Source organism: Aliivibrio sp. EL58, assembly GCF_900312675.1.
Taxonomy (GTDB): domain Bacteria; phylum Pseudomonadota; class Gammaproteobacteria; order Enterobacterales; family Vibrionaceae; genus Aliivibrio.
In genome coordinates this window covers 911,653-938,007 of the sequence record NZ_OMPC01000009.1, presented here as the reverse complement: position 1 = coordinate 938,007, position 26,355 = coordinate 911,653, and the positions used below count along the sequence as shown (strand labels likewise).

Sequence of the window (26,355 nt, the reverse complement as noted above, 5' to 3'; positions counted from 1 at the left end):
TGTCTTATCCTTTTGTATGACCGTATGTTCTTGGCTTTGTGTAGTAATCAATTAAAGGAACACACATGTTGGCTAAGAGAACCGCGAAAGCAACCCCATCAGGGAAACCACCCCAAGTACGGATGATATATACTAAGGCACCAATAAGAGCACCATAATATAGGCGACCTTTCGGTGTTGTTGCAGCAGAAACCGGATCGGTCGCAATAAAGAAAGCACCAAGCATGGTGGCGCCAGAGAATAAATTAAACAGCGGTGATGTTGCTGTATCGGGTGAAAATAGAGCAAATAAGCTACTAATCGCAAATAGGCTGACTAAAAAACTCACCGGAATATGCCAATGAATAATACGTTGTTGTAGAAGGAATAGCCCACCAAGTAAGAAACCAATATTAACCCAAAGCCAGCCTAGGCCTGCAAAGCCGTTAAAGATAGGAGAAGACAGTACTTCTGTTGTGGTTAGTCCTGACTTTAGTCCCGTTTTTATTGTGTCTAATGGGGTGGCCATTGTCATGCCATCGACATTCATCGTTAGCTGATGGACAGAGAAACCTTCTTGACTTAATCCATTGAGGATCAACCATATTGAATCTGAGAAGCTAATGGTTTCTGTCAGTAGCTCTTTCACTGGCAACCAAGTGGTCATTTGAACAGGGAAGGAGATAAGCAGAACAACATAAGCTGCCATTGCCGGATTAAATAGGTTTTGACCTAATCCGCCATATAAATGCTTAGCAATAACAATCGCAAAAACGACACCAATAACGGTTATCCACCAAGGGGCAAGTGGTGGAATAGCAAGAGCTAATAGCAGGCCTGTTAATAAGGCACTATTGTCACTTAAATAAGGCGCTAATGGGCGTTTTCGACATTTTAAAACCAGAGCTTCTGCCAAAACAGCAGTGATAATGGCAATCAAGACTTGTAAGAATGTACCCCAACCAAAAAAGTAGGTTTGAGCGAGTAATCCTGGGATAGTTGCTAATGCCACCATTTTCATTAGTGTTTTAGTGCTCTTTTTACTGTGAGCATGTGGTGAGCTAGTGATAAAAAAGGCCACTGTTACTCTTCCTTATTGTTTTTAATTTGTTGAGCAGCTTTACGCGCTTTAGCACGAGCAATGGCAGCAGCGACAGCGGCTTTTTTCGGGTCAACCGTTTCTGCGTTGTCATTGATTTCTTCTGCTTTGGTCTCGACAGGTTCAGACGTTGTTTCGTCTTTTTCTGCTTGAGCCGCTTTGCGCGCTTTGGCACGAGCAATGGCAGCAGCGACGGCGGCTTTTTTCGGATCAACGGGTTCTGCGTTGTCATCCGTTTCTGCTATTTTGGTCTCGACAGATTCAGACGTTGTTTCGTCTTTTTCTGCTTGAGCCGCTTTGCGCGCTTTAGCACGAGCAATGGCAGCAGCGACGGCGGCTTTTTTCGGATCAACGGGTTCTGCGTTGTCATCCGTTTCTGCTATTTTGGTCTCGACAGATTCAGACGTTGTTTCGTCTTTTTCTGCTTGAGCCGCTTTGCGCGCTTTAGCACGAGCAATGGCAGCAGCGACGGCAGCTTTTTTCGGATCAACCGATTCCGCGTTGTCATTGGTTTCTGCTGCTTTGGTCTCGACAGGTTCAGACGTTGTTTCGTCTTCTTCTGCTTGAGCCGCTTTGCGCGCTTTAGCACGAGCAATCGCTGCAGCAACGGCGTCTTTCTTATCTGTAGTACTTGCAGGTGTTACTTCTGAATCGCCTGTTTCAGCAGCTAGCTTGGCCTTTTTTTCTCTTGCTTGCTGTTTACGTTCCTCACGCAACTTCATCATCTCAGTGTTATCTGGTTCATCTGAGTTTGATTTAGTTGCTTCTGCTTGTTTAGCTTTAGCACGAGCAATGGCAGCTGCAACAGCCGGTCTTGGAGCTGCAGTGCCTGATTCTTCTGCTGCTTTTTGAGCTTTTACTCTTGCAATAGCGGCCGCGATAGCATCATTACCTGAACCATTAGGCTTTTCTGCTTTCATCTCTTTACGACGATTCTCTGCGGCAAGTTTGAATTTGTTTTCACGCTCTAATTTATCTCGCTCCATTCGAGCATTTTTTTCTTCAAATCGTACTTTTGCACGATCAGCTGCCAATGAATCTTGTTTACGAGCGTATATCTCTGATTTCGCTTGGCGATAATACTGAACTAATGGGATTTCACTTGGACATACATAAGCGCAAGCACCACATTCGATACAATCAGATAAATTATATTCCTCACATTTATCAAACTCTTCTGATTTGGAGTACCAGTAAAGTTGTTGTGGTAGCAGTGATGCGGGGCAAGCATCAGCACAACTACTGCATCGAATACACGCCATTTCATGGTTATAAAGAGGAAGCTCTTTTCTATCTGGCGTAATAATACAGTTAGTGATTTTAGTGATTGGGATTTGCTGATGAGGAAGAGTAAAGCCCATTAATGATCCCCCCATAATAATACGAGGGTGTTTTTTATCCGCTTTATAACCGACAAGATCCATTAGGAATTGCACACTGCTTCCTAAGCGAACCCAATAGTTACCAGGTACATCAATGCTGTTACCTGTAAGAGTAACAACACGTTCAATTAGAGGCTCTGCATTACAGATAGCGCGTTTAACCGCAAAGACAGTTCCGATATTTTGCATAATAACGCCAATGTCGGTTGAGCGTCCGTTAGCTGGAACCTCTTTACCGGTTAAAATCTTAACCAATTGACGAGAGCTACCTGATGGGTATTTTGTAGGAATAACGCGGATCAGAATATTATCGTGCTCTGAAACCACAGAGTTTAATGCTTTTACCGCTTCTGGCTTATTGTCTTCGATAGCAATAATGGCCAGTTTAGGCGTTAAAATATGCTGTAAGATCTTAATGCCAGTAACGATTTCACTCGCATAATCTTGCATTAAACGATCATCTGCGGTGATGTAAGGTTCACATTCAGCCGCATTGATAATTAAAATATCAGCTTTGCCTACACCACTTTGTAATTTACGGCTAGTAGGGAAACCAGCGCCCCCCATACCTGAAATACCCGATTGACGAATACGCTCAATAAGATCGATAGGATCTTCATTTAAGAAGTCACCGATTGGTTCACGATGATCAATCCACTGATCATTGCCATCGGTTTCAATAACAATACAGAGATCGGTTAGGCCTGATGGATGAGCGACAGTTCGTGGTTCTATCGCGACAATTTTGCCAGAGGTTGGTGCATGAATAGGCACACACATGGCAATATTACCTTGTGTAAGTGGCTGACCTTTTAATACGGTTTGGCCTACTGTGACAAGGATATCGCCTTTACCACCAATATGCTGTTTTAATGGCAGGATCAACTCAGAAGGAATACCAGCGTGCTGAATGGCATTACGTGTAGAGATAACTTTATTTTCTGCAGGATGGATACCACCATGAAAATCCCAAAGTTGACCTTGTTTAATTTGCTCGATAATGGACAACATGGGTTACTGCTCCGATGCTTGAGAAGGCTTATCTGCCGGAAGGTTAACAACAGGGATACTTTGTAAGTCCCATTTCCAGTTATCAGGGGTCGTGCTGACCGGTATCATTTCAATACAATCGGTAGGGCAGGGTGCAACGCATAAATCACAGCCGGTACATTCCGCTTCAATAACAGTATGTAACGCTTTTGTACCACCGACGATAGCATCAACAGGACACGCCTGAATGCATTTAGTACAACCAATACACATATCTTCGTGAATAAAGGCAATTGTTTTTACGTTGACTACATCATCATCTGCGCTTGGAACATCAACGCCCATAAGATCCGCTAATTTTTCAATGGTGGCTTGGCCGCCTGGTGGGCATTTATTTATCACATCCCCATTAGCAATGGCTTCGGCATAAGGCTTACAGCCAGGATAGCCACATTGACCACATTGAGTTTGCGGAAGAATCGCATCGATTTGCTCAACAATAGGATCGGATTCAACTTTAAACTTAATTGACGCGAACCCCAGTATTAAACCAAATACTAAGGCAAGAACGGCAATGGCAATAACAGCAATAAGAATTGAACTCATGTTTATAATTTCACTAAACCAGTAAAGCCCATGAAGGCTAAAGACATTAAACCTGCGGTGATCATTGCAATAGAAGCACCTTTAAAAGGCAAAGGAACATCGGCTGCTGCAATTCGTTCGCGCATGGCAGAAAAAAGAATGAGAACCAATGAAAAACCAACAGCAGCACCGAAGCCATAAATAATAGACTCGATGAAATTATGATTTTCCGTGACGTTAAGCAATGCAACACCAAGAACGGCACAGTTAGTCGTAATTAGGGGTAAGAAAATACCAAGAACACGGTACAACGTTGGGCTTGTTTTGTGCACTACCATTTCAGTGAATTGAACCACAACCGCGATCACAAGGATGAAACTCATGGTGCGTAAATACTCAATGCCAAGAGGCGCTAAAATGTAGGTTTCAATAAGGTATGAGCATACTGAAGCAAGCGTTAGGACAAAAGTTGTCGCAAGGCCCATTCCAATTGCACTTTCTAGTTTTTTAGATACGCCCATAAATGGACAAAGACCTAAAAACTTAACCAATACAAAGTTGTTTACTAAAACAGTACCAACAAGTAGTAATAGATACTCAGTCATGCCAATGATTTTTATGATAATAGATGATCTGGTTATTATCGGACTTTAAGCGCGTGATAACAACCTTAGAAAGAATAGGTTTTTAAATTTTAAGCAAATAATAGGCAAAAAAAAGCCTCGTCATTAAGACAAGGCTCTAGAATTTGGCTCCCTTTGCTGGACTTGAACCAGCGACATACGGATTAACAGTCCGGCGTTCTACCAACTGAACTAAAAGGGAATCATTTGAACGGGTGCGATGATACCGACTCTAAATTGAGCTGTCAATAGTCAGACTAGCATAAAATACGAGCACTAATTTTGCATCTAAATAGAACAAAATTAGAGAAAAATTCGTTGACATCACCCTGAGAGTATATGTAGCAATGCTTGTGGGTAGTTATCCACTAAAACTGTGGATAAGTATGTTAATGAAACTAGATTAACTCTCTTAAGGCCAATAGTAGCAATGCTTTTAGTATCAGAGAAGGCTTCGTTTGAGTGTTTAGTAGACAGTAAATCAATGCGTTATAGATTTAGTGCTGTTTGAACGTTCGATCTGTATATTATTCGTTCATAAATAAGAAAGAAAAGCAATCTTGGCTGATATTTAACCGTTTGTGGGGAAAACTATCAATAACTGTTTCTATAAATGCAGATTGTGATTTGATAGGGTATATTCATTTAAACGAATGAGCCCATGTGGAGTGCTTAAAATGGCCAATGCGTATGAATTAATATCGAGTTATCAGCCCGCGGGCGATCAGCCTGAGGCAATTAAGACGTTGAGTGAAGGTTTGGATAATGGCTTAGCGCATCAAACGTTATTAGGGGTAACTGGATCAGGAAAAACGTTTACATTAGCGAATGTGATTGCTAAATCTGGTCGTCCGACGGTTATCATGGCTCATAACAAGACATTAGCAGCTCAGTTATACGGCGAAATGAAGGCTTTTTTCCCAAATAATGCCGTTGAATATTTTGTATCGTACTTTGATTATTATCAGCCAGAAGCTTATGTACCGACCACTGATACCTTTATTGAAAAAGATTCCTCAGTAAATGAACATATCGAACAAATGCGTTTATCAGCAACTAAGGCCTTATTAGAGCGTAAAGATGCCATTATTATTGCGTCAGTATCTGCTATTTATGGCCTAGGCGATCCTAAAGCCTATTTGAGTATGATGCTGCATTTACGACGTGGAGATGTTGTTAACCAAAGAGATCTTTTACGTCGTTTAGCTGAATTACAATATAAACGTAATGACATGGCATTTGAGCGTGGGACTTTTCGAGTTCGTGGAGAGGTATTAGACGTTTTTCCTGCTGAGTCCGAGTATGAAGCGATTCGAATTGAACTGTTTGATGATGAAGTCGAGCGCATTAGTAAATTTGACCCATTAACGGGCTCTATTATTACTAAAGATATGCCTCGCTGTACTATTTATCCTAAAACGCATTACGTAACACCAAGAGAGAAGGTGCTAGAAGCGATTGATCAAATAAAGATTGATCTTGCTGCACGCCAGAAAGAATTATTAGCCAATAATAAATTAGTTGAAGAGCAACGAATTACTCAACGAACGCAATTTGATATTGAAATGATGAATGAACTGGGCTTTTGTTCAGGTATTGAAAACTACTCTCGTTATTTAAGTGGTCGCCCCCAAGGCGAAGCGCCACCGACCTTATTTGATTATCTTCCAGATGATGGCCTATTAATTATCGATGAGTCGCATATTACCGTTTCTCAAATTGGAGCTATGTATAAAGGCGATCGCTCACGTAAAGAGAATCTGGTTGAGTATGGCTTTCGATTACCTTCAGCTTTAGACAATCGCCCAATGCGTTTTGATGAATTTGAAGCGCTTGCCCCACAAACCATTTACGTATCAGCAACGCCTGGTAATTATGAGATTGAAAAGTCAGATGGTGATATTGCAGAGCAAGTTGTTCGACCGACAGGATTACTGGATCCAATTATTGAAGTTCGCCCAGTGGATACACAAGTAGATGACTTGTTATCAGAGATCCGAATTCGCTCAAAAGTAGGTGAGCGTGTTTTAGTTACCACACTGACTAAGCGAATGGCGGAAGATCTGACTGAATATCTCGATGAGCATGGTGTTAAGGTACGTTATTTACATTCCGACATTGATACGGTTGAACGTGTTGAGATTATTCGTGATTTACGCCTAGGTAAGTTTGATGTGTTAGTCGGTATTAACTTACTCCGTGAAGGTTTAGATATGCCTGAAGTGTCTCTTGTGGCGATTTTAGACGCAGATAAAGAGGGCTTTTTACGTTCAGAGCGATCGTTAATTCAAACAATAGGTCGCGCAGCCCGTAACTTAGAAGGCAAAGCGATTTTATATGCAAATAGAATTACAGGGTCAATGGAAAAAGCGATTGGCGAAACAGAAAGAAGACGTGAAAAACAGATCTTACACAATAAAGCGTTAGGGATTGTGCCTACAGCATTGAAAAAAGATGTAGCCGATATTCTTGAGCTTGGTGATATGACCAAGAACAAACGTAAAGTAGTAGCACCTAAAATTAAACTGTCTGAGGTTGCAGAAGAAGGAGCTAATTATCGTTCTATGACACCACAGCAATTAGATAAAGAAGTTAAAAAATTAGAAACAAAAATGTATCAGCATGCAAAAGATTTAGAGTTTGAATTGGCTGCGCAGGTGAGAGATGAAATTGAGGCCTTAAGAGGACAATTCATAACTAATAGTTAATGATAGTTTTGTAAATTAAGGATTTTAGGAAAAAAAGAAGCCAACCGCAATATCCCGGTTGGCTTTATTGTTCATGTGAAAGTAAATTTCACTAACAACGTCAGTTGGCTAGGTGACCCTTTGGCTTAAAGGGTCACTATACATATAGCAGGTAGCGTGCCAACTTTTGCTTTTAAGAAAATAGCCATTTGAAGTCTAAAAAATAGACAAAATAGCTAAAATTTTGCATTTTGCGAATTGCGTTTTGCGTTTTGCAATTGCATAATGAAAATGTCTTGTTTTTATTACACGTGGTCATTCATGCAAAAGAAATATTTATTAATGGTCGAAGATACCGCCTCTGTCGCTGCTTTATATCGTTCATACTTAAATCCATTGGGTTTTGATATTGATGTAGTTGCTAAAGGTGTTGATGCTATCGAGAAAATTAAGCAACGAAGGCCAAATCTCGTTTTACTTGATTTACGTTTGCCTGATATGACTGGTTTTGAAGTATTAACAGAAATTCGAAAGATGAGTATAGATATTCCTGTCATCTTAATGACCGCTCATGGTTCAATAGATGCTGCTGTTGAAGCTATGCAATTAGGTGCTCAAGACTTTTTAATTAAGCCATGTGAAGCTGATCGATTAAGAGTTACAGTAAATAATGCACTACGTCAGGCCCAAAAAAGCTTAGATGATACAAAAGATAATACGAATAAACCAAACAAGCAGTATCAAGGTTTTATTGGTAGTAGCTCTCAAATGCATCAGGTATATCGAACCATTGATTCTGCTGCACCAAGTAAGGCAACTGTCTTTATCACGGGCGAGTCAGGGACAGGTAAAGAGGTGTGTGCAGAGGCAGTTCATGCAGCAAGTAAGCGCTATGATGGTGCTTTTATCGCGATAAACTGTGCAGCGATACCGAAAGATCTGATTGAGAGTGAGCTGTTTGGTCATGTTAAAGGTGCATTTACCGGCGCTTCTGTCGATCGAAAAGGTGCGGCAGAGCAAGCTGATGGAGGAACACTTTTTTTAGATGAATTGTGTGAAATGGATTTGGATTTACAAACTAAGCTATTACGATTTATTCAAACTGGTACTTTTCAAAAGGTAGGTTCTTCTAAAATGAGTCGGGTCGATGTGCGCTTTGTTTGTGCGACAAATAGAGACCCATGGCTTGAGGTTAAAGCAGGGCGTTTTCGTGAAGACCTCTATTATAGATTGCATGTTATTCCTTTAACATTACCACCGTTACGTGAGCGTGGGAATGATATTATCGAAATAGCACACTCAATTCTTGGTCATTTTTCAAACGAAGAAGGGCGTGAGTTTATTACGTTTAGCCCTCAAGTAACTGACAGATTTTTACATTACGATTGGCCTGGAAATGTCCGTGAACTGCAAAATGTGATCCGCAATGTCGTAGTATTAAATCGAGGAAAAGAAGTACTTATGTCTATGCTTCCGCTTCCATTGTCGATAGATAATAATCATGGTTCAAATATTGCATCTTCAGAAGTAATGAGTCGTTCTTTCAAATTAGAAAATGAAAGATCTGATGTCGTAGTTTCTAGCCTTGAAAAGGCAACGATTATGCCATTATGGAAGTCTGAGAAAATGCTCATTGAGGCAGCGATTGCATTATGTGATGGAAATATTCCACAAGCCGCTAAGCAACTAGAGGTGAGTCCATCTACACTGTATAGAAAACTACAATCATGGAACGATAAATAGCAGAGGGCATTACCGTGAGTCAGTACATAAATCAAATAGCAGTGAATCAATTAATGCAAGAAGTCGGGGATGAGAATGTTCCTTTTCTTTTTGGTATTTTTTGTGACGAGTTAGATGACTTCATTAGTACGCTTACTACTCATCCTGAAATTGAGAAAGTAAGAGAGATAAGTCATTGTTTAAAAAGTAGTGCGGGTAGCTTTGGTGCTGATAAATTAGCTAATATGGCTATTCATATTGAAGAAAAAGCAAAGCATAAACAGAAGGATTGGGTGGAGCGCAATATTTCTGAGTTTGTCAATATTGCGCGTGGTACAGAGCTCGCGTATCGTCAAATGATCAATTAAGTAATTCTACAATAGCTTGTTTCAATTTATCTCTATCATGTCTCCAATCGTGATTTAATGAAGCAAGATCAGTGGTTTTACAATGGTACTCCTGTTGTAGAGCCACTAACTCTTTATCTGTTAAGATCACATCTACTTTTCTTCCTGAGCATGCACGCTCACACCAATCTAGCATCATTTTGTGATCCATTTTTCCAGCAGGGCCAAACTCTTTTGATAGGTTATCAATAAAGACGACTTTAGCTTTTTTATTTGCCCCAATCGCCTTACCTAATCCAGGCAGAAGTAGTGGTGGCATGATACTAGTTAAGAAGCTTCCCGGGCCTAATAAAATTAGATCTGCATGGTTAACGGCATCAATCGCTTCAAGGGTTGCTGGGACTTCAGGGTCTAAAAAGAGTCGTAAAGGCAGTTCATCCATATCATCGACATTTGTCTCACCTGAAATCTTACGTAAATCAGTCGTTAGCGCCCCTAAATCAGATGGATGCTCTGACATTGGAATGATATGGGTCTCTACTTTTAGCATGTTACGAATGAGATTAATCGCATCGAGCGGACGTACACTAAGGTTATCTAATGCCGTTAACATCAAATTACCAAGGTTATGACCGTGAAGTTCACCTTGGCCTTTGAAGCGGTATTCGAACATCATTGAGCTAATTGATGGGTCGGTAATAAGTTGATTAATACAGTTACGAGTGTCTCCCCAAGCGATACCGCCTTGGCACTCTCGAATTCGCCCTGTAGAGCCACCATTATCTGTTGTGGCGACAATACCGGTCGCATTACTGCCAAAATCACTTAATGCTGCAAGAACACGTCCTAGGCCATGTCCGCCACCGATAGCAACAATCTTATGGTTACTCATAATATTTCTTATTGTGTATTTGAATTAATAGCAGTGTGGTTGATCTGGAAAGTGACGACAAGTAGTGATTAGTGAAATGTTGAATTAATCACAGTTTGTAGGTTGAATAACAGCATAAAAATAACATCTAGCAAACAAAATGGAGAAATATCGACTAATTAGGAAAAAAATTGGAAAACCATAGAAATATTGAGTATTTTAATAAGAGCACCAATTTGATCATTAGCTGTTGATAAAAAATAGTGGATTAGGTTTGGTTGCCATAACTCCGAGCTCAAGCGACTAAGTTGTTTTTAAGAAACACTCAATATGTAGCGTGAGCCAGTGACAATTCGGTCACAAGGGTTTGTTTGGAAATGAACAAGCCTCCCGTGTTTGGAAAGGTGTTCCGTGGCGAAACAATTTGAAGATAACTTTAATCGTAAGTTTTATTACTTACGGTTGTCGATTACAGACGTCTGTAATTTTAAATGTACTTATTGCTTACCTGATGGTTATAGACCTGAAAATGGTAAACGAGAGTCCTTCCTAGAGCTTGATGAAATCAAACGTACAGTTAGTGCGTTTGCGCGTTGTGGTACGTCAAAAGTACGTATTACGGGTGGTGAACCAAGTCTGCGTAAAGATTTTACTGAGATCATCCGCACTGTAGCCTCTCAACCTGGCATTACTAAAGTCGCGACGACGACGAATGGTTATCGTATGGAGAAGCATGTCGCTGAATGGCGAGAAGCGGGTCTTACGGATATTAATGTGAGTGTTGATAGTTTAAACCCTAATATGTTTTATCAGATCACAGGTGAAAATAAATTCGCCGAAGTTATGGCTGGTATTGATAAAGCAATTGAAGTGGGGTTTAAGCAGGTAAAAGTTAATACCGTTCTACTAAAAGATCTCAATAGCACCGAATTACCTCTATTTTTAAAATGGATTCAAACTCGTCCAATTCAATTACGTTTTATTGAATTGATGCAAACGGGTGAAATGAATGATCTGTTTAAAAATCATCACCAGTCTGGTGTGTCTATTCGTAATCACTTAATTGCTAATAGCTGGATATTAAAACCACGCGGTGAAAGTGATGGTCCTGCTCAAGTCTTTACTCATCCAGATTATATGGGAGAGATTGGTTTAATCATGCCGTATGAAAAAGATTTCTGTCAGAGCTGTAATCGACTTCGTGTATCAGCAAAAGGCAAATTGCATATGTGCTTGTTTGGTGATTATGGGGTTGATTTACGTGAACTGTTGCAAGAAGACACACAGCAAGATGAATTAATTCAGCGCATTCAAACTCAGTTAGATAATAAAGCTGAAGGCCACTTTCTACATGATGGCCATGCAGGTATGACCCCACATTTAGCCTCTATTGGCGGATAATAAAGAAGAATTATGTCAAATTTTACTCATATTAATGCCTCTGGTGAGGCGAACATGGTTGATGTATCAGCTAAACAAGAAACGGTTCGTGAAGCGCGTGCAGAAGCATTTGTTCACATGGCTCCAGAAACCTTGAACCTAATTGTGTCTGGTTCTCACCATAAAGGTGATGTGTTTGCGACCGCACGTATTGCCGGTATTCAAGCGGCGAAAAAAACGTGGGATCTTATTCCACTATGCCACCCATTATTGCTAACTAAAGTTGAAGTACAATTAGAAGCGATTGAAGCTGAAAATATGGTTCGTATCGAATCTGTATGTAAACTAGCGGGTAAAACGGGTGTGGAAATGGAAGCATTAACTGCTGCGTCTGTTGCTGCATTAACTATTTATGACATGTGTAAAGCCGTTCAAAAAGACATGGTTATTGGTCAAGTTCGTTTATTAGAAAAAACGGGCGGTAAATCTGGACACTTTAAGGCAGACGCATGATCACAGTATTATTTTTCGCTCAAACAAAAGAGTTAGTAGGCACTGGAAAACTGGAACTTACCGGTGATTACGCAACTGCTGAAGCGATTCGTGAAGAGTTAAGTAAAAAAGAAGGTAAGTGGGATTTAGCCCTAGAGAAAGGCAAATTACTGGTTGCTATTAACCAAACGATTTCTAGCTTAGATTCAGCGGTTTCTGATGGTGATGAAGTCGCATTTTTTCCGCCAGTGACAGGTGGTTAATATGATTTCTGTTCAAGAGCATGATTTTAATGTTGGCGATGAATATCAATTATTAGCAGAAGGAACAGCAGCAGGAGCAGTTGTTACTTTTATTGGTAAAGTTCGAGATATGAATCTTGGTGATGATGTTACAGGGCTTTCTCTAGAACATTACCCAGGAATGACGGAAAAGTCTCTGAATGATATCGTTGCTCAAGCAAAATCGCGTTGGCCACTGCTTAAAGTGAAAGTGATTCATCGAGTCGGTGATTTAGAGCTTGGCGATCAAATTGTGTTTGTTGGTGTGTCAAGTGCGCATCGTGGTGCGGCGTTTGACTCTTGTGAGTTCATAATGGATTACCTAAAAACCAATGCACCGTTCTGGAAAAAAGAGCGAACAACCAAAGAAGTTCGTTGGGTTGAATCAAGAGATACGGATAAATCAGCGGCGCAACGCTGGGAAAAGTAATTATTTGATTTAGGTATTTCTGTTGGTATTTCGCTTCGGAATTATTGATAGAAGATAAATAAAAAGGGAAGAGAGCATATGCTTTCTTCCCTTTTTTTATTTAGATTAAGCTAGTGACAATTTGTTATTTATTATAAATACCAAATTGCTCCATTGCATAAGCAACACGTGCTTCAGGAGTAGGGTATGGAACCGTCTCCTCTAAGCTTTCTATATGCTTTAAGCGAGGCAATAAACCAGTACCGTTAGCAATTTGAATCGCTAAACCAGGACGAGCATTAAGCTCAAGAACCATAGGGCCATATTTCTTATCTAGAACCATGTCCGTTCCCATGTAACCTAAGCCTGTCATTTCCCAAGCACTTGATGCAAGGGTTAACAGTTTATGCCAATGTGGAACTTCTAAGGTGCTTAATAATTTGCCTGTATCAGGGTGTTTCTCAACAGGTAAGTCAAACTGTACTGCACGTACTGCTTTTCCTGTACCAATATCAATACCAACCCCAACTGCACCTTGGTGTAAGTTAGCCTTACCATCTGAATCCGTAGTTGATAAACGCATCATTGCCATTACAGGGTAGCCCTTAAATACAATAATACGTACATCAGGCACGCCTTCATAACTGAAGCCGTCAAACACATCATCAAACTCGATTAAGTTCTCAATCATTGCAACGTCATTTTTTCCACCAAGGGAGAAAAGACCCGCTAATGTATTGGTAATATGGCGTTCAACGTCTTGTTTGTTTGCTTCTGCTCCAGATGGCTTGTAATACACGCCATCTTTATGAGAAGTAACAACTAAAATACCTTTACCGCCACTGCCTTGGGCTGGCTTGATAACAAAACCAGGCCAGTCTTTAACGATGTTGTGAATGTTTTTTACTTCAGCTTGGCTATCAATCACGCCGATAAGCTTAGGTACAGTTGCCCCAGCTTTTTCAGCAATGATCTTTGTTTTTAATTTATCATCAACCAATGGGTACTTGCTTCGATCATTGTAACGGCCAATATAGCCACCGTTACGCTGGTTCATTCCCATGATCCCTTTCGCTTTTAGTTTTGCAGGAGACGTAAATCGACTAAACATAGGCTAGTCCTCCGCTAAAGGCTTAAAGCGACGAAGCTCACTTAAACGGTAACCCGTGTAATTACCTAGCATTAGAATTACCGCTAAGATAATTAATTGAACACCAATAAAGTTAAACGTTAAGTGCTGTACAAATGGGTTTGTCATTGCGATGTAGATTAATACTGCAGTTAGCAATGAACCACCACCTTGAGTTGCGACTTCTTTCCAACCTTCTTCTTCCCATAGGATAGACATACGTTCTACCGTCCAAGAAAGGATGATCATAGGGAAGAAAGTAATACTTAACCCTGCAGTTAGACCAATCTTAAAGGCAACAATCGTGAAGATCGAAATGATCATGATTACGGTAATGATTACCGCGGATATCCTGGCTACCAGAAGTAAGTTGAGTTTGGATAGATAGCTACGAATAACTAAACCTGTACCCACAATCAGTAAGAAACCTACAATACCTGTAACTAGTTGAGTCTGCACAAAAGCAACCGCAATAAGTACTGGCATGAAAGTACCAGAGGTTTTTAAACCAATGATCACTCGTAAGAACACAACCATTAGTGCGCCAATTGGAATAAGCATGATGGTTTTAAACATCGACTGCTCTTCAAGAGGCAAGCTATGGATAGAGAAGTTTAGTAGGTTATCGGCTTCTACTTTTTTCTCAGTTGCAGCAGTTGGAGAGATCTCTTGTGCAATCATTGAGAAGTTAATTTGGCTGTTCTTACCACCAACAACATCTAATAGAGAGACATTTGTTTCATCCCAAAGTAACAAGTTGTCTGGTTGACCTTGCTCACCTGTTGCAGGATTAAACAGTTGCCATTTCTCACCGTTCCATACTTCAACCATATGCTGAACAGATTGACGACGACGACCATCTTCTAACCAAAGAGCACCAACAACTTTATTATGAATTGCTTCATAACTTAATAATTTAGAGATAGCTTGAACTTTGGTTAAGTCATTAAGAAGCAATGATGCATTTTGATTATCAGGATCATTAAATTGCTTAATTAACTCACGAGTTAAGGTAATGTCATCAGAAGAACGAGCTCTTGCTTGATCTAATAATGAAATTGCAGCAGCTTCATGTGGACCTTCAAATGTTACCGCTTCTGGTTTATCTGATTTTGGCGGCTCAATTATCGCTTCAGCGTATGGGTCAACTAAAATTTGAGTTTTATAGTAAAGAGTTTGTGGTCCGTCTGCTTGGCGGATAGTCCATTCCGCGCGACGTCCGTGCTCTGTTGTTAAATAAGCAATACCGTAGCCAGGAGAAGATGCACTCTCATCGACAATAGTAAAACCTGTTTGGTTTTGTGGTGCAGCCATAGATACCTTTACAGGTTTATTGACGGCATCAAATTGAATTCGGGCTTCTACATCCCAAACTTGGCTTCTCTCACCCGGCGTCCATGGCACTCCATATGAGTCATGGCGTAACCAGCTCAATGTAAGTCCTGCGACAATTAATAGTGAGATCAGAAAATAAAAAGGCACTCTTGATGGCATAACGTCCTCATTGTAATAGCGTATCGAAAAGATAATTATAATTGTAATTCAAGCGATAATTTATGCTACTAACATATTGAATAAATTACCGCTTATTTGAGGTCGGAGCTATTTTTTGCTTTGGACGAACTCTTTACTGACGTCAATAACAGCAATATCTTGAATAAACTCACGACCAAGTAAAACAGAATGGGTCATGTGAGAGCGATCGGCAAGGGTAAATTGAACTTTTTCATGGATTGCTCCAAGTTTGATCCATAATTCAACTACTGGACGGCGTTCTGCTTCTTCTGTGGTTGATTGGCGTATCTTCACATTACGAATAACAGGGGCGGTAATCCACTCCAATTTGCCATCTTCTTGTGCGTCTTGATTGATTAGATGGAATCGTACCCATTGAGTACCATTTCGCTCAAATTCTTGAAGGTCGACGGCATTGAGAGAAGAGGTTGTTGCTCCCGTATCAATGCGAGCACTAAATTGCTGCTTAATATCAGCAATCTCAACATTTTCAATCGCACCTAAAATTAAGGTGTCTGTCAATGATTGAGTTTGCATAGAAACAGGGACAGGTGCTAGGCGAGTTTTTTTAGAGGTAGCTTGCTTTATACTTGCTTGAATTTTGGTTTGTTCAGTCCGAACCATTGATAGCTCTTCTGATACATTTGACAATTCTTTTTCTAATGTTGAAATATAGTCATTTTGAGTCTCAATTTTTGTTTCCATACCATCTAAACGAGTATTTAGATTAGTTTCCATAGACTTAATGGCTGCAACTGTTTCCGTATTATCTGAAGCGACTGGTGTTGCTTGTTGAGTCAGTGCGCAACCTGAAAGGCTTAAAATAGCAACCAATGGTAGAATTCGTTGGATCATTTTATGTTCCGTTGAGTTAAATTAACATGTGCATAGTAACGATAATAAATAGGGACGAATAGCCCCTAAATGTTAGCGTTTAGTCAGGTTTTCTTGCAATTAAGATCGCACGCTTAGGAGCAGGGTGACCTTCAATTGTTTTTGTTGAGTCATTAGGGTCTAAATATTCAGGCAATGAATTGTGTTTCATCCATTCTGTTGAACGTTGTTCACCGATTGTAGTCACGCATTCATCAACAATTTTAACGTCTACAAATCCCACACTTTCAAGCCATACTTTTAATGCTCGTGCAGATGGGAAGAAGAAAACATTACGCATTTGAGCATAACGGTCAACAGGCATTAATACTGCGTTTTCATCACCATCAATAACCAGTGTTTCTAATACTAATTCACCACCAGCAACTAATTGGTTTTTTAATTGAATTAGGTGATCTAATGGAGAACGGCGATGATACAGAACCCCCATGCTAAATACGGTATCAAACGCATTTAACTCAGGAAGCTGCTCAATACCTAATGGTAATAAATGTGCGCGTTGATCATCGCCCATTAATTTACGAATAGCTTCAAATTGAATTAAGAATAAATGTGATGGGTCAATACCAACACATAAACGAGCTTCTTCGCCTAGCATACGCCACATGTGGTAGCCATTACCGCAACCTACATCTAAAACTGAGCGGTTTTTAAGTGGAGTAATGTGAGGCAGTAGACGATCCCATTTCCAATCTGAGCGCCACTCTGTATCAATATGAATATCATGAACCGTAAAAGGCCCTTTACGCCAAGGATGAAAGGTTTGTAATAAGTTTTCTAATTTTTTACGCTGTCCATCTACTAAAGGCTCATTATTTGATAACGTCACCGATGTTTTTAAGTCAATGTTATCAGCGCATCCTTCAGGGATTTTTTTTAGCGCTTTCGTCCAGCGCTCAATATCACCATGCTCTGCGTTCTGCCAATCAGTGAGTTGCTGAGGAAGCACATTCAACCACGGCTGAAGAATAGTATCTTGAGAAATAAGAGTGTAAAAATTAGCAAAATTAATCATTGAGGTATCTTAAATTAATAAATTAGAAAAAATAAATGGCGATATTTCGATTATTTAATGGCAAACATAGAGCCGAAATTGAAGCACTGGAACCATACTTCAGCACTTTTAAAGCCAATTTCATTAAAGCGCTGTTTATGAGTTTCAATAGTGTCAGGTAGCATCACATGTTCGATAGCACTGCGCTTTTGGCTGATCTCTAGCTCACTGTAGCCATTTGCACGTTTGAAATCATGGTGCAGGTCGATAAGTAACTCGTTCGCGCTTTCATCTTCAAAGATATATTTCTCAGATAAAATAAGAATACCGCCAGGACGTAAACCGGCGTAAATCTTTTCAAGTAAAGCTCGACGATCGGCAGGAACTAAAAACTGTAAAGTAAAGTTAAGCACTACTACCGAGGCATCTTGAATATCGACATCTCGGATATCCGCTTCAATAATGGAGACTGGTGTATCAGAGCGATAAGCATTGATAAGTAGGCGGCATCGCTCAACCATTGCTGATGAATTATCGACACCTATGATTTGGCAGCCTTCTTGATCAATATGACGACGCATAGAAAGTGTTGCAGCGCCTAATGAACAGCCTAAATCATAAACCGTTGAATGAGGTTTAGCATAACGTTCAGCCAGCATTCCAATTGCGGAAATAATATTACTGTAGCCTGGGATTGAACGTTGGATCATATCTGGAAAGACTTCAGCAACACGTTCATCAAACGTAAAATCACCAATTTTATCAATCGGTGCTGAAAATATTGTGTCTGGGTTAGCCATGGGGTTCTCACAAAGGCAGTTTTTATATCCATACGACATCATACAATTCTAGGTAAATATTGGTGTACTACTTACCTAGAATGGCATTTTCTTGTGCTCTCCTGCACATTAGGTCGCTATTGTAGTTAATTCTTATCTTAATGTCTTTAGGGCTATGAAAATTGAAAGTGAACTTTTTTTTCTCCTTACTATGTCGTTAGAGGGATTTTCCTTTATAATGTCGCTATATTTTTGCGTTTAGCTTATTAATTCAGCAAGGTAGCTGTTTTATTCGTCATTTTAGCAAGCGTAAATCGGTTTATGAAAAGTGCAGTAACTCTTTTTACTGCATTTACTATTGATATGTATATTAGATTGGGAAAATCATCATGCGCACCCATTACTGTGGTAACCTGAACAAGTCCCTTGCAGGGCAAACTGTAGAACTTTGCGGCTGGGTAAACCGTCGCCGTGACTTAGGCGGTCTTATCTTTATTGATATGCGAGATCGTGAAGGTATCGTTCAGGTAGTTGTTGATCCAGATATGAAAGATATCTTTTCAATCGCTAACCAACTGCGTAATGAATTCTGTATCAAATTTACTGGTGAAGTACGTGTTCGTCCTGACAGCCAAGTAAATAAAGATATGGCTACAGGTGAAGTTGAACTTTACGCGACAGGTCTTGAGATCATCAACCGTTCAGAAGCGCTTCCACTGGATTTCAACCAAACGAACTCAGAAGAACAACGCCTGAAGTACCGTTACATTGATCTACGTCGTCCAGAAATGAGTGACCGTATCAAGTTACGTGCTCGTGCATCTAGCTTCGTTCGTCGTTTCTTAGATGAGAACTTGTTCTTAGATATTGAAACACCAGTACTAACTAAAGCAACACCAGAAGGTGCTCGTGATTACCTAGTACCAAGCCGTGTTCATAAAGGCAGCTTCTACGCACTTCCACAATCACCACAGTTGTTTAAGCAACTTCTGATGATGTCTGGTTTTGACCGTTACTACCAAATCGTTAAATGTTTCCGTGATGAAGATTTACGTGCTGACCGTCAACCTGAATTCACTCAAATCGATATCGAAACGTCTTTCTTATCATCGACTCAAGTTCGTGAAATCACAGAGCGTCTAGTTCATGATATGTGGAAAGAGCTATTAGATGTTGAACTTGGTCAATTCCCAATCATGCCATTCTCTGAAGCGATCCGTCGTTTTGGTTCTGATAAGCCAGATCTACGTAACCCACTAGAATTAGTCGACGTTGCTGATCTTCTTAAAGAGGTTGAATTCCAAGTATTCGCTGGTCCTGCTAACGATGAAAAAGGCCGTGTAGCGGTTATTCGTGTTCCTGGTGGCGCATCGCTTTCTCGTAAGCAAATTGATGAATACGGCAAGTTCGTAGGTATCTACGGCGCGAAAGGTCTAGCTTGGATGAAAGTGAACGATCGTGCTGCAGGATTTGAAGGTGTTCAATCTCCTGTTGCTAAGTTCCTAAGCGAAGATATCGTAAACAGCATTTTAGAGCGTACTGAAGCTGAAACTGGCGACATCATTTTATTTGGTGCCGATAAAGCTGGCATCGTTGCAGAAGCAATGGGCGCTTTACGTATTAAACTAGGTGATGATCTTGAGCTGACAGATAAGAAAGCTTGGGCTCCACTTTGGGTTATTGATTTCCCAATGTTTGAAGAAGATGGCGAAGGTAACTTGCACGCAATGCACCACCCATTCACTTCTCCATTAGGTATGACAGCGGAAGAGCTTAAAGCAAATCCAGCAGCAGCAAACTCTGATGCATACGACATGGTTATCAATGGCTATGAAGTTGGTGGTGGTTCAGTTCGTATCCACAATGCTGAAATGCAAACGGCAGTATTCAGTATTCTGGGTATTGAAGAGAAAGAGCAACAAGAGAAATTCGGTTTCTTACTTGAAGCGCTTAAATACGGTACGCCGCCACACGCAGGTCTTGCATTCGGTCTTGACCGCTTAGCTATGCTTCTTTGTGGAACTGAAAACATCCGCGATGTTATCGCATTCCCGAAAACAACAGCAGCTGCGTGTCTATTAACGAACGCACCAAGTCTTGCAAATCCAGAGTCTCTTACTGAGCTATCGATTGCAGTAAAACTTGCTGAGAAAAAAGACGCTTAATTAAGTTTTCTTTATTCTTAAAAATGCCCGCATTATGCGGGCATTTTTGTATCTGCTATATCTAAAATGAGAAAGTAGCACATGACTAATACCTTGAGTTTAGAAGGATACCTCGCTAATATACATGTATAAATAATCAGTGGTTTTACTATGTCTATCATTTTAGGGATCGATCCCGGCTCTCGCATTACCGGTTACGGCGTTATTCGTCAAAATGGCCGACACCTACAATATTTAGGTAGCGGTTGTATCCGTATGTCAGAAAAAGAACTTCCTGGTCGTTTAAAACAAATATACGCAGGTGTTTCTGAAATTATTACTCAGTTTCAACCTGATGTATTCGCTATAGAACAAGTTTTTATGTCTAAAAATGCAGATTCAGCATTAAAGTTAGGACAAGCACGAGGCAGTGCAATAGTGGCTGCTGTCAATGCGGATCTCCCTGTTTATGAATATGCAGCACGTTTAATTAAGCAAGCAGTAACAGGAACGGGTGGGGCAGATAAAGCACAAGTTCAACATATGGTGATGAGTATGTTGAAACTTCCAGCAAAACCACAAGCCGATGCCGCCGATGGGCTAGGGGTTGCGATTTGTCATGCCAATACCAATAAAACCTTAATAGCCTTGGCAGGCAAAGCAACGAGTGCCCGACGTGGGAGATATCGCTAGACACTGCCAAATTCTCATTTCTTTTACTGGATATCTATCCAGTTCTTTATTACTATTCGATATAGTTAATTTATTTTAAAGAGTATCTATTGTGATCGGACGCCTTCGTGGAAATCTATTAGAAAAACAACCACCAGAATTATTAATAGAAGTGAGTGGTATTGGCTATGAAGTCCAAATGCCAATGAGTTGTTTTTATGAGTTGCCAGAAATTGGCACTGAAGCGATTGTATACATCCACTATGTAGTTCGTGAAGATGCTCAACTGCTATATGGCTTTAATACTAAAAAAGAGCGTGCATTATTTAGAGAAGTCATTAAAGCAAATGGTGTGGGTCCTAAACTTGGCCTTGCTATTTTATCTGGAATGACAGCATCTCAATTTGTACAAAGCGTAGAGCGCGAAGATATTTCTACATTAGTAAAATTACCTGGTGTAGGAAAGAAAACAGCAGAGCGTTTAGTGGTTGAAATGAAAGACCGTCTTAAAGGATGGGGCGCTGGTGATTTATTTACTCCTGCGACTGATGCTGCGCCAATGGATGATGGCTCTGATTTGATTTCTTCTCCTCAAAGCGCACAAGATGAAGCCGTAAGTGCACTGATATCTCTTGGTTATAAGCCAGTACAAGCGTCTAAAATTGTTTCTCAAGTAGCTAAACCGGATATGACAAGCGAAGCTTTAATTCGTGAATCATTGAAATCGATGATCTAATCTTCGTCATTACTCGCTATGAATTGTTTTTTATTTACTACTATTTATTTATTGAATCGCTGAGTGCCATTTTATGATTGAAGCTGATCGCCTTATTGCTGCTGATAACCCTGTTTTTCGTGAAGAAGAAGTCATTGATCGAGCGATACGACCTAAGAAATTAGAAGACTATCGAGGTCAAGACCATGTCCGCAGCCAGATGGAGATTTTCATTAAAGCAGCACAAATGCGTAATGAACCCCTCGATCATCTATTAATTTTTGGTCCTCCTGGTTTAGGTAAGACAACACTCGCGAATATTGTGGCTAATGAAATGGAAGTCAATATTCGTACAACGTCGGGACCTGTTCTTGAAAAAGCAGGGGACCTAGCTGCACTTCTAACAAACTTAGAAGAAAACGACATTTTATTTATTGATGAGATCCATCGATTAAGCCCAGTTGTTGAAGAAATACTGTACCCAGCAATGGAAGATTATCAGTTAGATATTATGATTGGTGAAGGTCCTGCAGCTCGTTCGATTAAAATCGATTTGCCCCCTTTTACTCTTATCGGTGCAACGACGAGGGCGGGCTCACTAACGTCTCCATTGCGTGATCGTTTTGGTATTGTGCAACGATTAGAGTATTACAAAGTCGATGATCTTCAATATATTGTTCAACGTAGTGCAGATTGCCTGAATTTATCAATGGAATCAGAAGGCGCGCTTGAAGTTGCTCGTCGTGCTCGTGGCACTCCGCGAATTGCTAACCGATTATTACGTCGAGTACGAGATTATGCGGATGTAATGAGCGATAGTCATATATCTTCTGAGATTGCAGATAAAGCGTTGAATATGCTTGATGTTGATGTCCGTGGTTTTGATTACATGGATAGAAAGCTTTTATTAGCGATCATGGAGAAATTTGATGGCGGGCCAGTCGGTCTTGACAATGTTGCAGCTGCGATTGGTGAAGAAAGGGATACGATTGAAGATGTTATTGAACCCTATTTAATTCAACAAGGTTACCTTCAACGGACTCCAAGAGGGCGTATTGTCTCAGATCGAGCTTATCTCCATTTTGGAATTGATAGACCTGATAAATAGACCATTATTAGATATTCATATTTTGTAATATTCTATTAATAACTGTATCAATAAATTGAAAGCGGATGATCAAAATCATCCGTTTTTTTGTATCAAAAATGTGTAAAGTGTGAAAAGTGGTCGTTTATACAATTTTTATTGTAATTAACTTACAAAAAATGGACAAACCTTTTGAAAGAAACTGCTTTTACTATTAATATTAGCGTGTTCTATATTAGGTTAAGCTTAACATTAAGCTAACGTTTTTTATACAAGTATGTAACACTTTATGGTTATTAATACGGTTATAAATATTAAAACCAATGCATAAAGTATTACGCTCACCCAAAAGTGTGGAAGCACTGTGTCATTCAGCCTGACACAAAGGAGTTCTCATGATCTTTGATGTAGTGGAGTTATCGCGATTGCAGTTTGCAATGACAGCGATGTATCACTTCCTATTCGTTCCCCTGACTTTAGGTATGGCCTTCTTACTGGCTATCATGGAGTCTTTATATGTAATGACAGACAAGCAAATTTACAAGGACATGACAAAGTTCTGGGGTAAATTGTTTGGTATTAACTTCGCATTAGGCGTAGCTACAGGTCTAACGATGGAGTTCCAGTTTGGTACAAACTGGTCTTACTATTCTCACTATGTTGGTGATATTTTCGGGGCTCCTCTTGCCATCGAAGCACTAATGGCCTTCTTCTTAGAATCTACTTTTGTTGGTTTATTCTTCTTTGGTTGGGATCGTTTATCAAAACGTCAACACCTTACTGTAACTTGGTTAGTGGCGTTAGGTTCAAACTTCTCAGCACTTTGGATTCTAGTCGCAAATGGCTGGATGCAAAACCCAGTTGGTGCAGAATTTAACTTTGAAACCATGCGTATGGAAATGGTGAGCTTTGCTGATGTGGTATTAAACCCAGTAGCTCAAGTTAAGTTCGTACATACAGTAGCATCAGGCTACACTTGTGGTGCAATGTTCGTGCTTGGTATCAGTTCTTACTACCTATTAAAAGGTCGTGATGTTGCGTTTGCTCGCCGCTCATTTGCTATTGCTGCCTCATTTGGTATGGCATCAATTCTATCTGTAATGGTACTTGGTGATGAATCTGGCTATGAGCTAGGTGAAGTTCAACAAGTTAAGCTAGCAGCAATTGAAGCTGAATGGCATACAGAAGAAGCACCTGCTGCATTTACCGTGTTTGGTTTACCAAATCAAGAATCAATGGAAACGGATTACGCAATTAAGATCCCATATGTAATGGGTATTATTGCTACGCGTTCATTGGATAAGCAAGTAACAGGTCTACGTGATTTAAAAGAACAGCACGAAGTACGTATCCGTAATGGTATGGTTGCTTATGAATTGCTAGAAAAATTACGTAATGGTGATAAAACACCTGAAAACATCGCTGCGTTTGATGATGTTAAACATGACTTAGGTTATGGCTTATTGCTTAAGCGTTATACTGACAAAGTTGTAGATGCAACAGAAGAGCAAATTAAAGCCGCTGCGGATGATTCAATCCCAACAGTTTGGCCGCTATTCTTTTCGTTCCGCATCATGGTTGCTTGTGGTGTAGCAATGCTACTTATCTTCGGTTTTGCCTTTGTTCAGACATGTCGTCAAAAGATTGGTCAAAAATCATGGTTACTTAAAGCGGCCTTATTTGGTATGCCACTACCATGGATCGCAATTGAAGCCGGTTGGTTTGTCGCAGAATATGGCCGTCAACCATGGGCTGTTGGTGAAATATTACCAGTAAATGTTGCAGCGTCTGCATTGACGGTATCTGAGATTTTAATCTCGATGGCAATGATCATTGGTCTGTACACGATATTCTTGATTGCTGAAGTTTACCTAATGGTGAAATTCGCACGCAAAGGTCCTAGCAGCTTGAAAACTGGCCGTTATCACTTTGAGCAAGATGGTCAAGATTCAGAAGCGAAATTATCTCGCCAAGTAGAAGCATAACAACGGAGATTTGAGTAATGTTTGATTACGAAGTATTGCGATTTGTTTGGTGGGCATTGATCGGTGTATTACTGATTGGTTTCGCTGTAACAGATGGCTTTGATATGGGTGTAGGTGCATTAGTACCTATCATCGGTAAAACAGATACAGAACGTCGAGTGATGATTAACTCAATCGCTCCTCACTGGGAAGGTAACCAAGTTTGGTTAGTAACTGCTGGTGGTGCACTGTTTGCTGCATGGCCTTTAGTATACGCAGCGTCATTCTCTGGTTTCTATTTAGCGATGATGCTGACGTTAGCTGCATTATGGTTTCGTCCAGTAGGTTTCGATTACCGTTCTAAAATTGAAGATAAGCGCTGGCGTTCTGCATGGGATGCTGCAATCTTCATTGGTAGTTTTGTTCCACCAATTATTTTTGGTGTTGCATTTGGTAACCTTCTTCAAGGGGTTCCATTTGAACTGAATAACCTAATGATGCTTAAATATCATGGTGGATTCTTTGACTTACTAAATCCGTTTGCATTAATTTGTGGTTTGGTGAGCTCAGCAATGTTTGTATTGCAGGGTGCTACTTGGTTACAAATGAAAACAACTGATCAAATTCATGCACGAGCAAGCAAAGTTTCAATGATTTGTTCAGCGCTGATTATCGTACTGTTTACGGTTGCAGGATTTTGGGCTCAAAGCATTGAAGGCTTTGTGATTACAAGTGTAATGGATCATAACGCACCGTCTGACCCATTAAATAAAGATGTTATCCGTCAAGTAGGCGCTTTATTCTTAAACTTTAAAGAATACCCACTACTATGGATTGCACCAGCTCTTGCGGTTGTTATGCCTGTAATTGCTATGATTGCGACTAAGCTGAAAAAAGCATGGGTTGCGTTCATTGCATCAAGCCTAACCAATGCAGGTGTTATTTTAACATCTGGCTTTGCACTGTTCCCATTTGTAATGCCATCAAGCTTAAACCCAGATCATAGTTTGACTATGTGGGATTCAACATCAAGTGAGCTAACATTGAATATTATGACAGTAGTTGCAGTAGTAATGGTTCCGACTATTCTTGCTTACACTGCATGGACTTATTACAAAATGTTTGGCCGTATCGACACTAAGTTTGTTGAAGAAAACAAAAATTCGCTTTATTAAGGAGCATAACAATGTGGTATTTTGCATGGATCCTAGGCGTGCTACTAGCATGTTCATTTGCAATCATTAATGCTCTTTGGCTAGAGCATTCAGAAATGATGGACAAAGACAGTGAGTAATCTCGCTGACAAAATAGATAATGTTCAACGCCCAATTAATCATATTATCGTACGATTATTGTTAGTTGGGGCGGCTATCTTTCACATGGCAATGCTTATGTGGGAGCCAACAGTATATTCTGAACAAATTGGTGGCTTTGGTGGGTTATTAGCACCTAGTTTGATTTATTCGGTATGTACGGCGTTCATTTTTGCGGTTGGGTTTGTTCCGCAAAAATGGATTTGGAAATTGTTATTTAGTCCGTATTTTTCAATAATAATCTTAAGCTACTTTAGTTATCTCTATTTTATATAGGGCGTAACATGCAATAAGATTTGTAT

The 26,355-nt window shown here is 40.1% G+C and carries 25 protein-coding genes, 1 tRNA gene and 1 riboswitch; of the genes, 15 read left to right on the top strand and 11 right to left on the bottom strand.

Annotated elements, in window-relative coordinates; all coding sequences use genetic code 11:
- Positions 1-4: 4 nt before the first annotated feature.
- From rsxD to ED622_RS15180, 5 genes are all read right to left on the bottom strand, one after another.
- Complete coding sequence (rsxD, locus tag ED622_RS15200) at positions 5-1,060, bottom strand: electron transport complex subunit RsxD (protein WP_122035462.1); 1,056 nt, start codon at positions 1,058-1,060, stop codon at positions 5-7.
- Positions 1,061-1,062: 2 nt separating this feature from the next.
- Positions 1,063-3,471 carry an electron transport complex subunit RsxC gene (gene rsxC / locus ED622_RS15195; RefSeq protein ID WP_122035460.1) on the bottom strand — a complete coding sequence of 803 codons (2,409 nt, stop codon included), beginning with the start codon at positions 3,469-3,471 and terminating at the stop codon, positions 1,063-1,065.
- A 3-nt stretch (positions 3,472-3,474) separates the two neighbouring features.
- On the bottom strand, positions 3,475-4,056 hold the full coding sequence (gene rsxB / locus ED622_RS15190; protein WP_122035458.1) for an electron transport complex subunit RsxB: 582 nt from the start codon (positions 4,054-4,056) through the stop codon (positions 3,475-3,477).
- A gap of 2 nt (positions 4,057-4,058) precedes the next feature.
- Positions 4,059-4,640: an electron transport complex subunit RsxA gene (gene rsxA / locus ED622_RS15185; RefSeq protein ID WP_045101682.1), complete on the bottom strand. Its 582-nt coding sequence runs from the start codon at positions 4,638-4,640 to the stop codon at positions 4,059-4,061.
- Positions 4,641-4,784: 144 nt separating this feature from the next.
- A tRNA-Asn gene (locus ED622_RS15180) sits at positions 4,785-4,860 on the bottom strand.
- 475 nt (positions 4,861-5,335) lie between these two features.
- Between ED622_RS15180 and uvrB the strand changes: the two genes are divergently transcribed.
- From uvrB to ED622_RS15165, 3 genes are all read left to right on the top strand, one after another.
- Complete coding sequence (uvrB, locus tag ED622_RS15175; RefSeq protein ID WP_122035456.1) at positions 5,336-7,366, top strand: excinuclease ABC subunit UvrB; 2,031 nt, start codon at positions 5,336-5,338, stop codon at positions 7,364-7,366.
- Positions 7,367-7,666: 300 nt separating this feature from the next.
- On the top strand, positions 7,667-9,088 hold the full coding sequence (gene luxO / locus ED622_RS15170; RefSeq protein ID WP_122035454.1) for a quorum-sensing sigma-54 dependent transcriptional regulator LuxO: 1,422 nt from the start codon (positions 7,667-7,669) through the stop codon (positions 9,086-9,088).
- 14 nt (positions 9,089-9,102) lie between these two features.
- Positions 9,103-9,435 (top strand): Hpt domain-containing protein, encoded by a 333-nt coding sequence (locus ED622_RS15165; protein ID WP_254052644.1) that lies wholly within the window; start codon positions 9,103-9,105, stop codon positions 9,433-9,435.
- Here ED622_RS15165 and yvcK read toward each other — a convergent pair.
- Entirely contained in the window at positions 9,428-10,306 is an 879-nt protein-coding gene (gene yvcK, locus ED622_RS15160; protein WP_122035450.1) for a uridine diphosphate-N-acetylglucosamine-binding protein YvcK, read from the bottom strand. The two genes, ED622_RS15165 and yvcK, sit on opposite strands and share 8 nt — an antisense overlap.
- Positions 10,307-10,560: 254 nt before the next feature.
- Positions 10,561-10,708: riboswitch (molybdenum cofactor riboswitch) on the top strand.
- On the opposite strand from yvcK, the gene moaA reads away from it, so the two are divergent.
- The 4 genes from moaA to moaE all read left to right on the top strand — a co-directional run bounded on the left by moaA (position 10,697) and on the right by moaE (position 12,868).
- Complete coding sequence (moaA, locus tag ED622_RS15155; RefSeq protein ID WP_045101687.1) at positions 10,697-11,686, top strand: GTP 3',8-cyclase MoaA; 990 nt, start codon at positions 10,697-10,699, stop codon at positions 11,684-11,686. It overlaps the preceding riboswitch by 12 nt.
- Before the next feature lie 12 nt (positions 11,687-11,698).
- Positions 11,699-12,178 (top strand): cyclic pyranopterin monophosphate synthase MoaC, encoded by a 480-nt coding sequence (moaC, locus tag ED622_RS15150; RefSeq protein ID WP_045101688.1) that lies wholly within the window; start codon positions 11,699-11,701, stop codon positions 12,176-12,178.
- Positions 12,175-12,420 (top strand): molybdopterin synthase sulfur carrier subunit, encoded by a 246-nt coding sequence (gene moaD, locus ED622_RS15145; protein WP_065591555.1) that lies wholly within the window; start codon positions 12,175-12,177, stop codon positions 12,418-12,420. The genes moaC and moaD overlap by 4 nt, the downstream gene beginning before the upstream one ends.
- Before the next feature lies 1 nt (position 12,421).
- The gene (gene moaE, locus ED622_RS15140; RefSeq protein ID WP_065591556.1) at positions 12,422-12,868 is read left to right on the top strand and encodes a molybdopterin synthase catalytic subunit MoaE; all 447 of its coding nucleotides are present in this window, start codon (positions 12,422-12,424) and stop codon (positions 12,866-12,868) included.
- A 124-nt stretch (positions 12,869-12,992) separates the two neighbouring features.
- Here moaE and ED622_RS15135 read toward each other — a convergent pair whose 3' ends face one another.
- The 5 genes from ED622_RS15135 to cmoA form a co-directional block, all read right to left on the bottom strand.
- Positions 12,993-13,958, bottom strand: coding sequence for an alpha-L-glutamate ligase-like protein (locus tag ED622_RS15135; protein ID WP_122035447.1), 966 nt, complete (start codon positions 13,956-13,958; stop codon positions 12,993-12,995).
- Between the two features lie 3 nt (positions 13,959-13,961).
- Positions 13,962-15,470, bottom strand: a complete 1,509-nt coding sequence (locus ED622_RS15130) for an inactive transglutaminase family protein (protein WP_122035445.1) — start codon at positions 15,468-15,470, stop codon at positions 13,962-13,964.
- 108 nt (positions 15,471-15,578) lie between these two features.
- Entirely contained in the window at positions 15,579-16,346 is a 768-nt protein-coding gene (locus ED622_RS15125; RefSeq protein WP_122035443.1) for an ATP-dependent zinc protease, read from the bottom strand.
- Between the two features lie 79 nt (positions 16,347-16,425).
- Positions 16,426-17,400, bottom strand: a complete 975-nt coding sequence (cmoB, locus tag ED622_RS15120; RefSeq protein ID WP_122035441.1) for a tRNA 5-methoxyuridine(34)/uridine 5-oxyacetic acid(34) synthase CmoB — start codon at positions 17,398-17,400, stop codon at positions 16,426-16,428.
- A 50-nt stretch (positions 17,401-17,450) separates the two neighbouring features.
- On the bottom strand, positions 17,451-18,179 hold the full coding sequence (cmoA, locus tag ED622_RS15115; protein WP_122035439.1) for a carboxy-S-adenosyl-L-methionine synthase CmoA: 729 nt from the start codon (positions 18,177-18,179) through the stop codon (positions 17,451-17,453).
- A gap of 368 nt (positions 18,180-18,547) precedes the next feature.
- Here cmoA and aspS point away from each other — a divergent pair, with 368 nt between their 5' ends.
- From aspS to ED622_RS15075, 8 genes are all read left to right on the top strand, one after another.
- Positions 18,548-20,323 carry an aspartate--tRNA ligase gene (gene aspS / locus ED622_RS15110; RefSeq protein ID WP_045101696.1) on the top strand — a complete coding sequence of 592 codons (1,776 nt, stop codon included), beginning with the start codon at positions 18,548-18,550 and terminating at the stop codon, positions 20,321-20,323.
- 150 nt (positions 20,324-20,473) lie between these two features.
- Entirely contained in the window at positions 20,474-20,995 is a 522-nt protein-coding gene (gene ruvC, locus ED622_RS15105; protein ID WP_045101697.1) for a crossover junction endodeoxyribonuclease RuvC, read from the top strand.
- A 91-nt stretch (positions 20,996-21,086) separates the two neighbouring features.
- Complete coding sequence (ruvA, locus tag ED622_RS15100; protein WP_045101698.1) at positions 21,087-21,710, top strand: Holliday junction branch migration protein RuvA; 624 nt, start codon at positions 21,087-21,089, stop codon at positions 21,708-21,710.
- Positions 21,711-21,783: 73 nt separating this feature from the next.
- The gene (gene ruvB, locus ED622_RS15095; protein WP_122035437.1) at positions 21,784-22,797 is read left to right on the top strand and encodes a Holliday junction branch migration DNA helicase RuvB; all 1,014 of its coding nucleotides are present in this window, start codon (positions 21,784-21,786) and stop codon (positions 22,795-22,797) included.
- 377 nt (positions 22,798-23,174) lie between these two features.
- Positions 23,175-24,761, top strand: a complete 1,587-nt coding sequence (gene cydA / locus ED622_RS15090) for a cytochrome ubiquinol oxidase subunit I (protein ID WP_162922557.1) — start codon at positions 23,175-23,177, stop codon at positions 24,759-24,761.
- A 17-nt stretch (positions 24,762-24,778) separates the two neighbouring features.
- The gene (cydB, locus tag ED622_RS15085) at positions 24,779-25,915 is read left to right on the top strand and encodes a cytochrome d ubiquinol oxidase subunit II (protein ID WP_122035432.1); all 1,137 of its coding nucleotides are present in this window, start codon (positions 24,779-24,781) and stop codon (positions 25,913-25,915) included.
- Positions 25,916-25,926: 11 nt separating this feature from the next.
- Positions 25,927-26,034: a cytochrome bd-I oxidase subunit CydX gene (gene cydX / locus ED622_RS15080; protein WP_012550467.1), complete on the top strand. Its 108-nt coding sequence runs from the start codon at positions 25,927-25,929 to the stop codon at positions 26,032-26,034.
- Complete coding sequence (locus tag ED622_RS15075; RefSeq protein WP_122035430.1) at positions 26,027-26,329, top strand: cyd operon YbgE family protein; 303 nt, start codon at positions 26,027-26,029, stop codon at positions 26,327-26,329. The genes cydX and ED622_RS15075 overlap by 8 nt, the downstream gene beginning before the upstream one ends.
- Positions 26,330-26,355 lie beyond the last annotated feature (26 nt).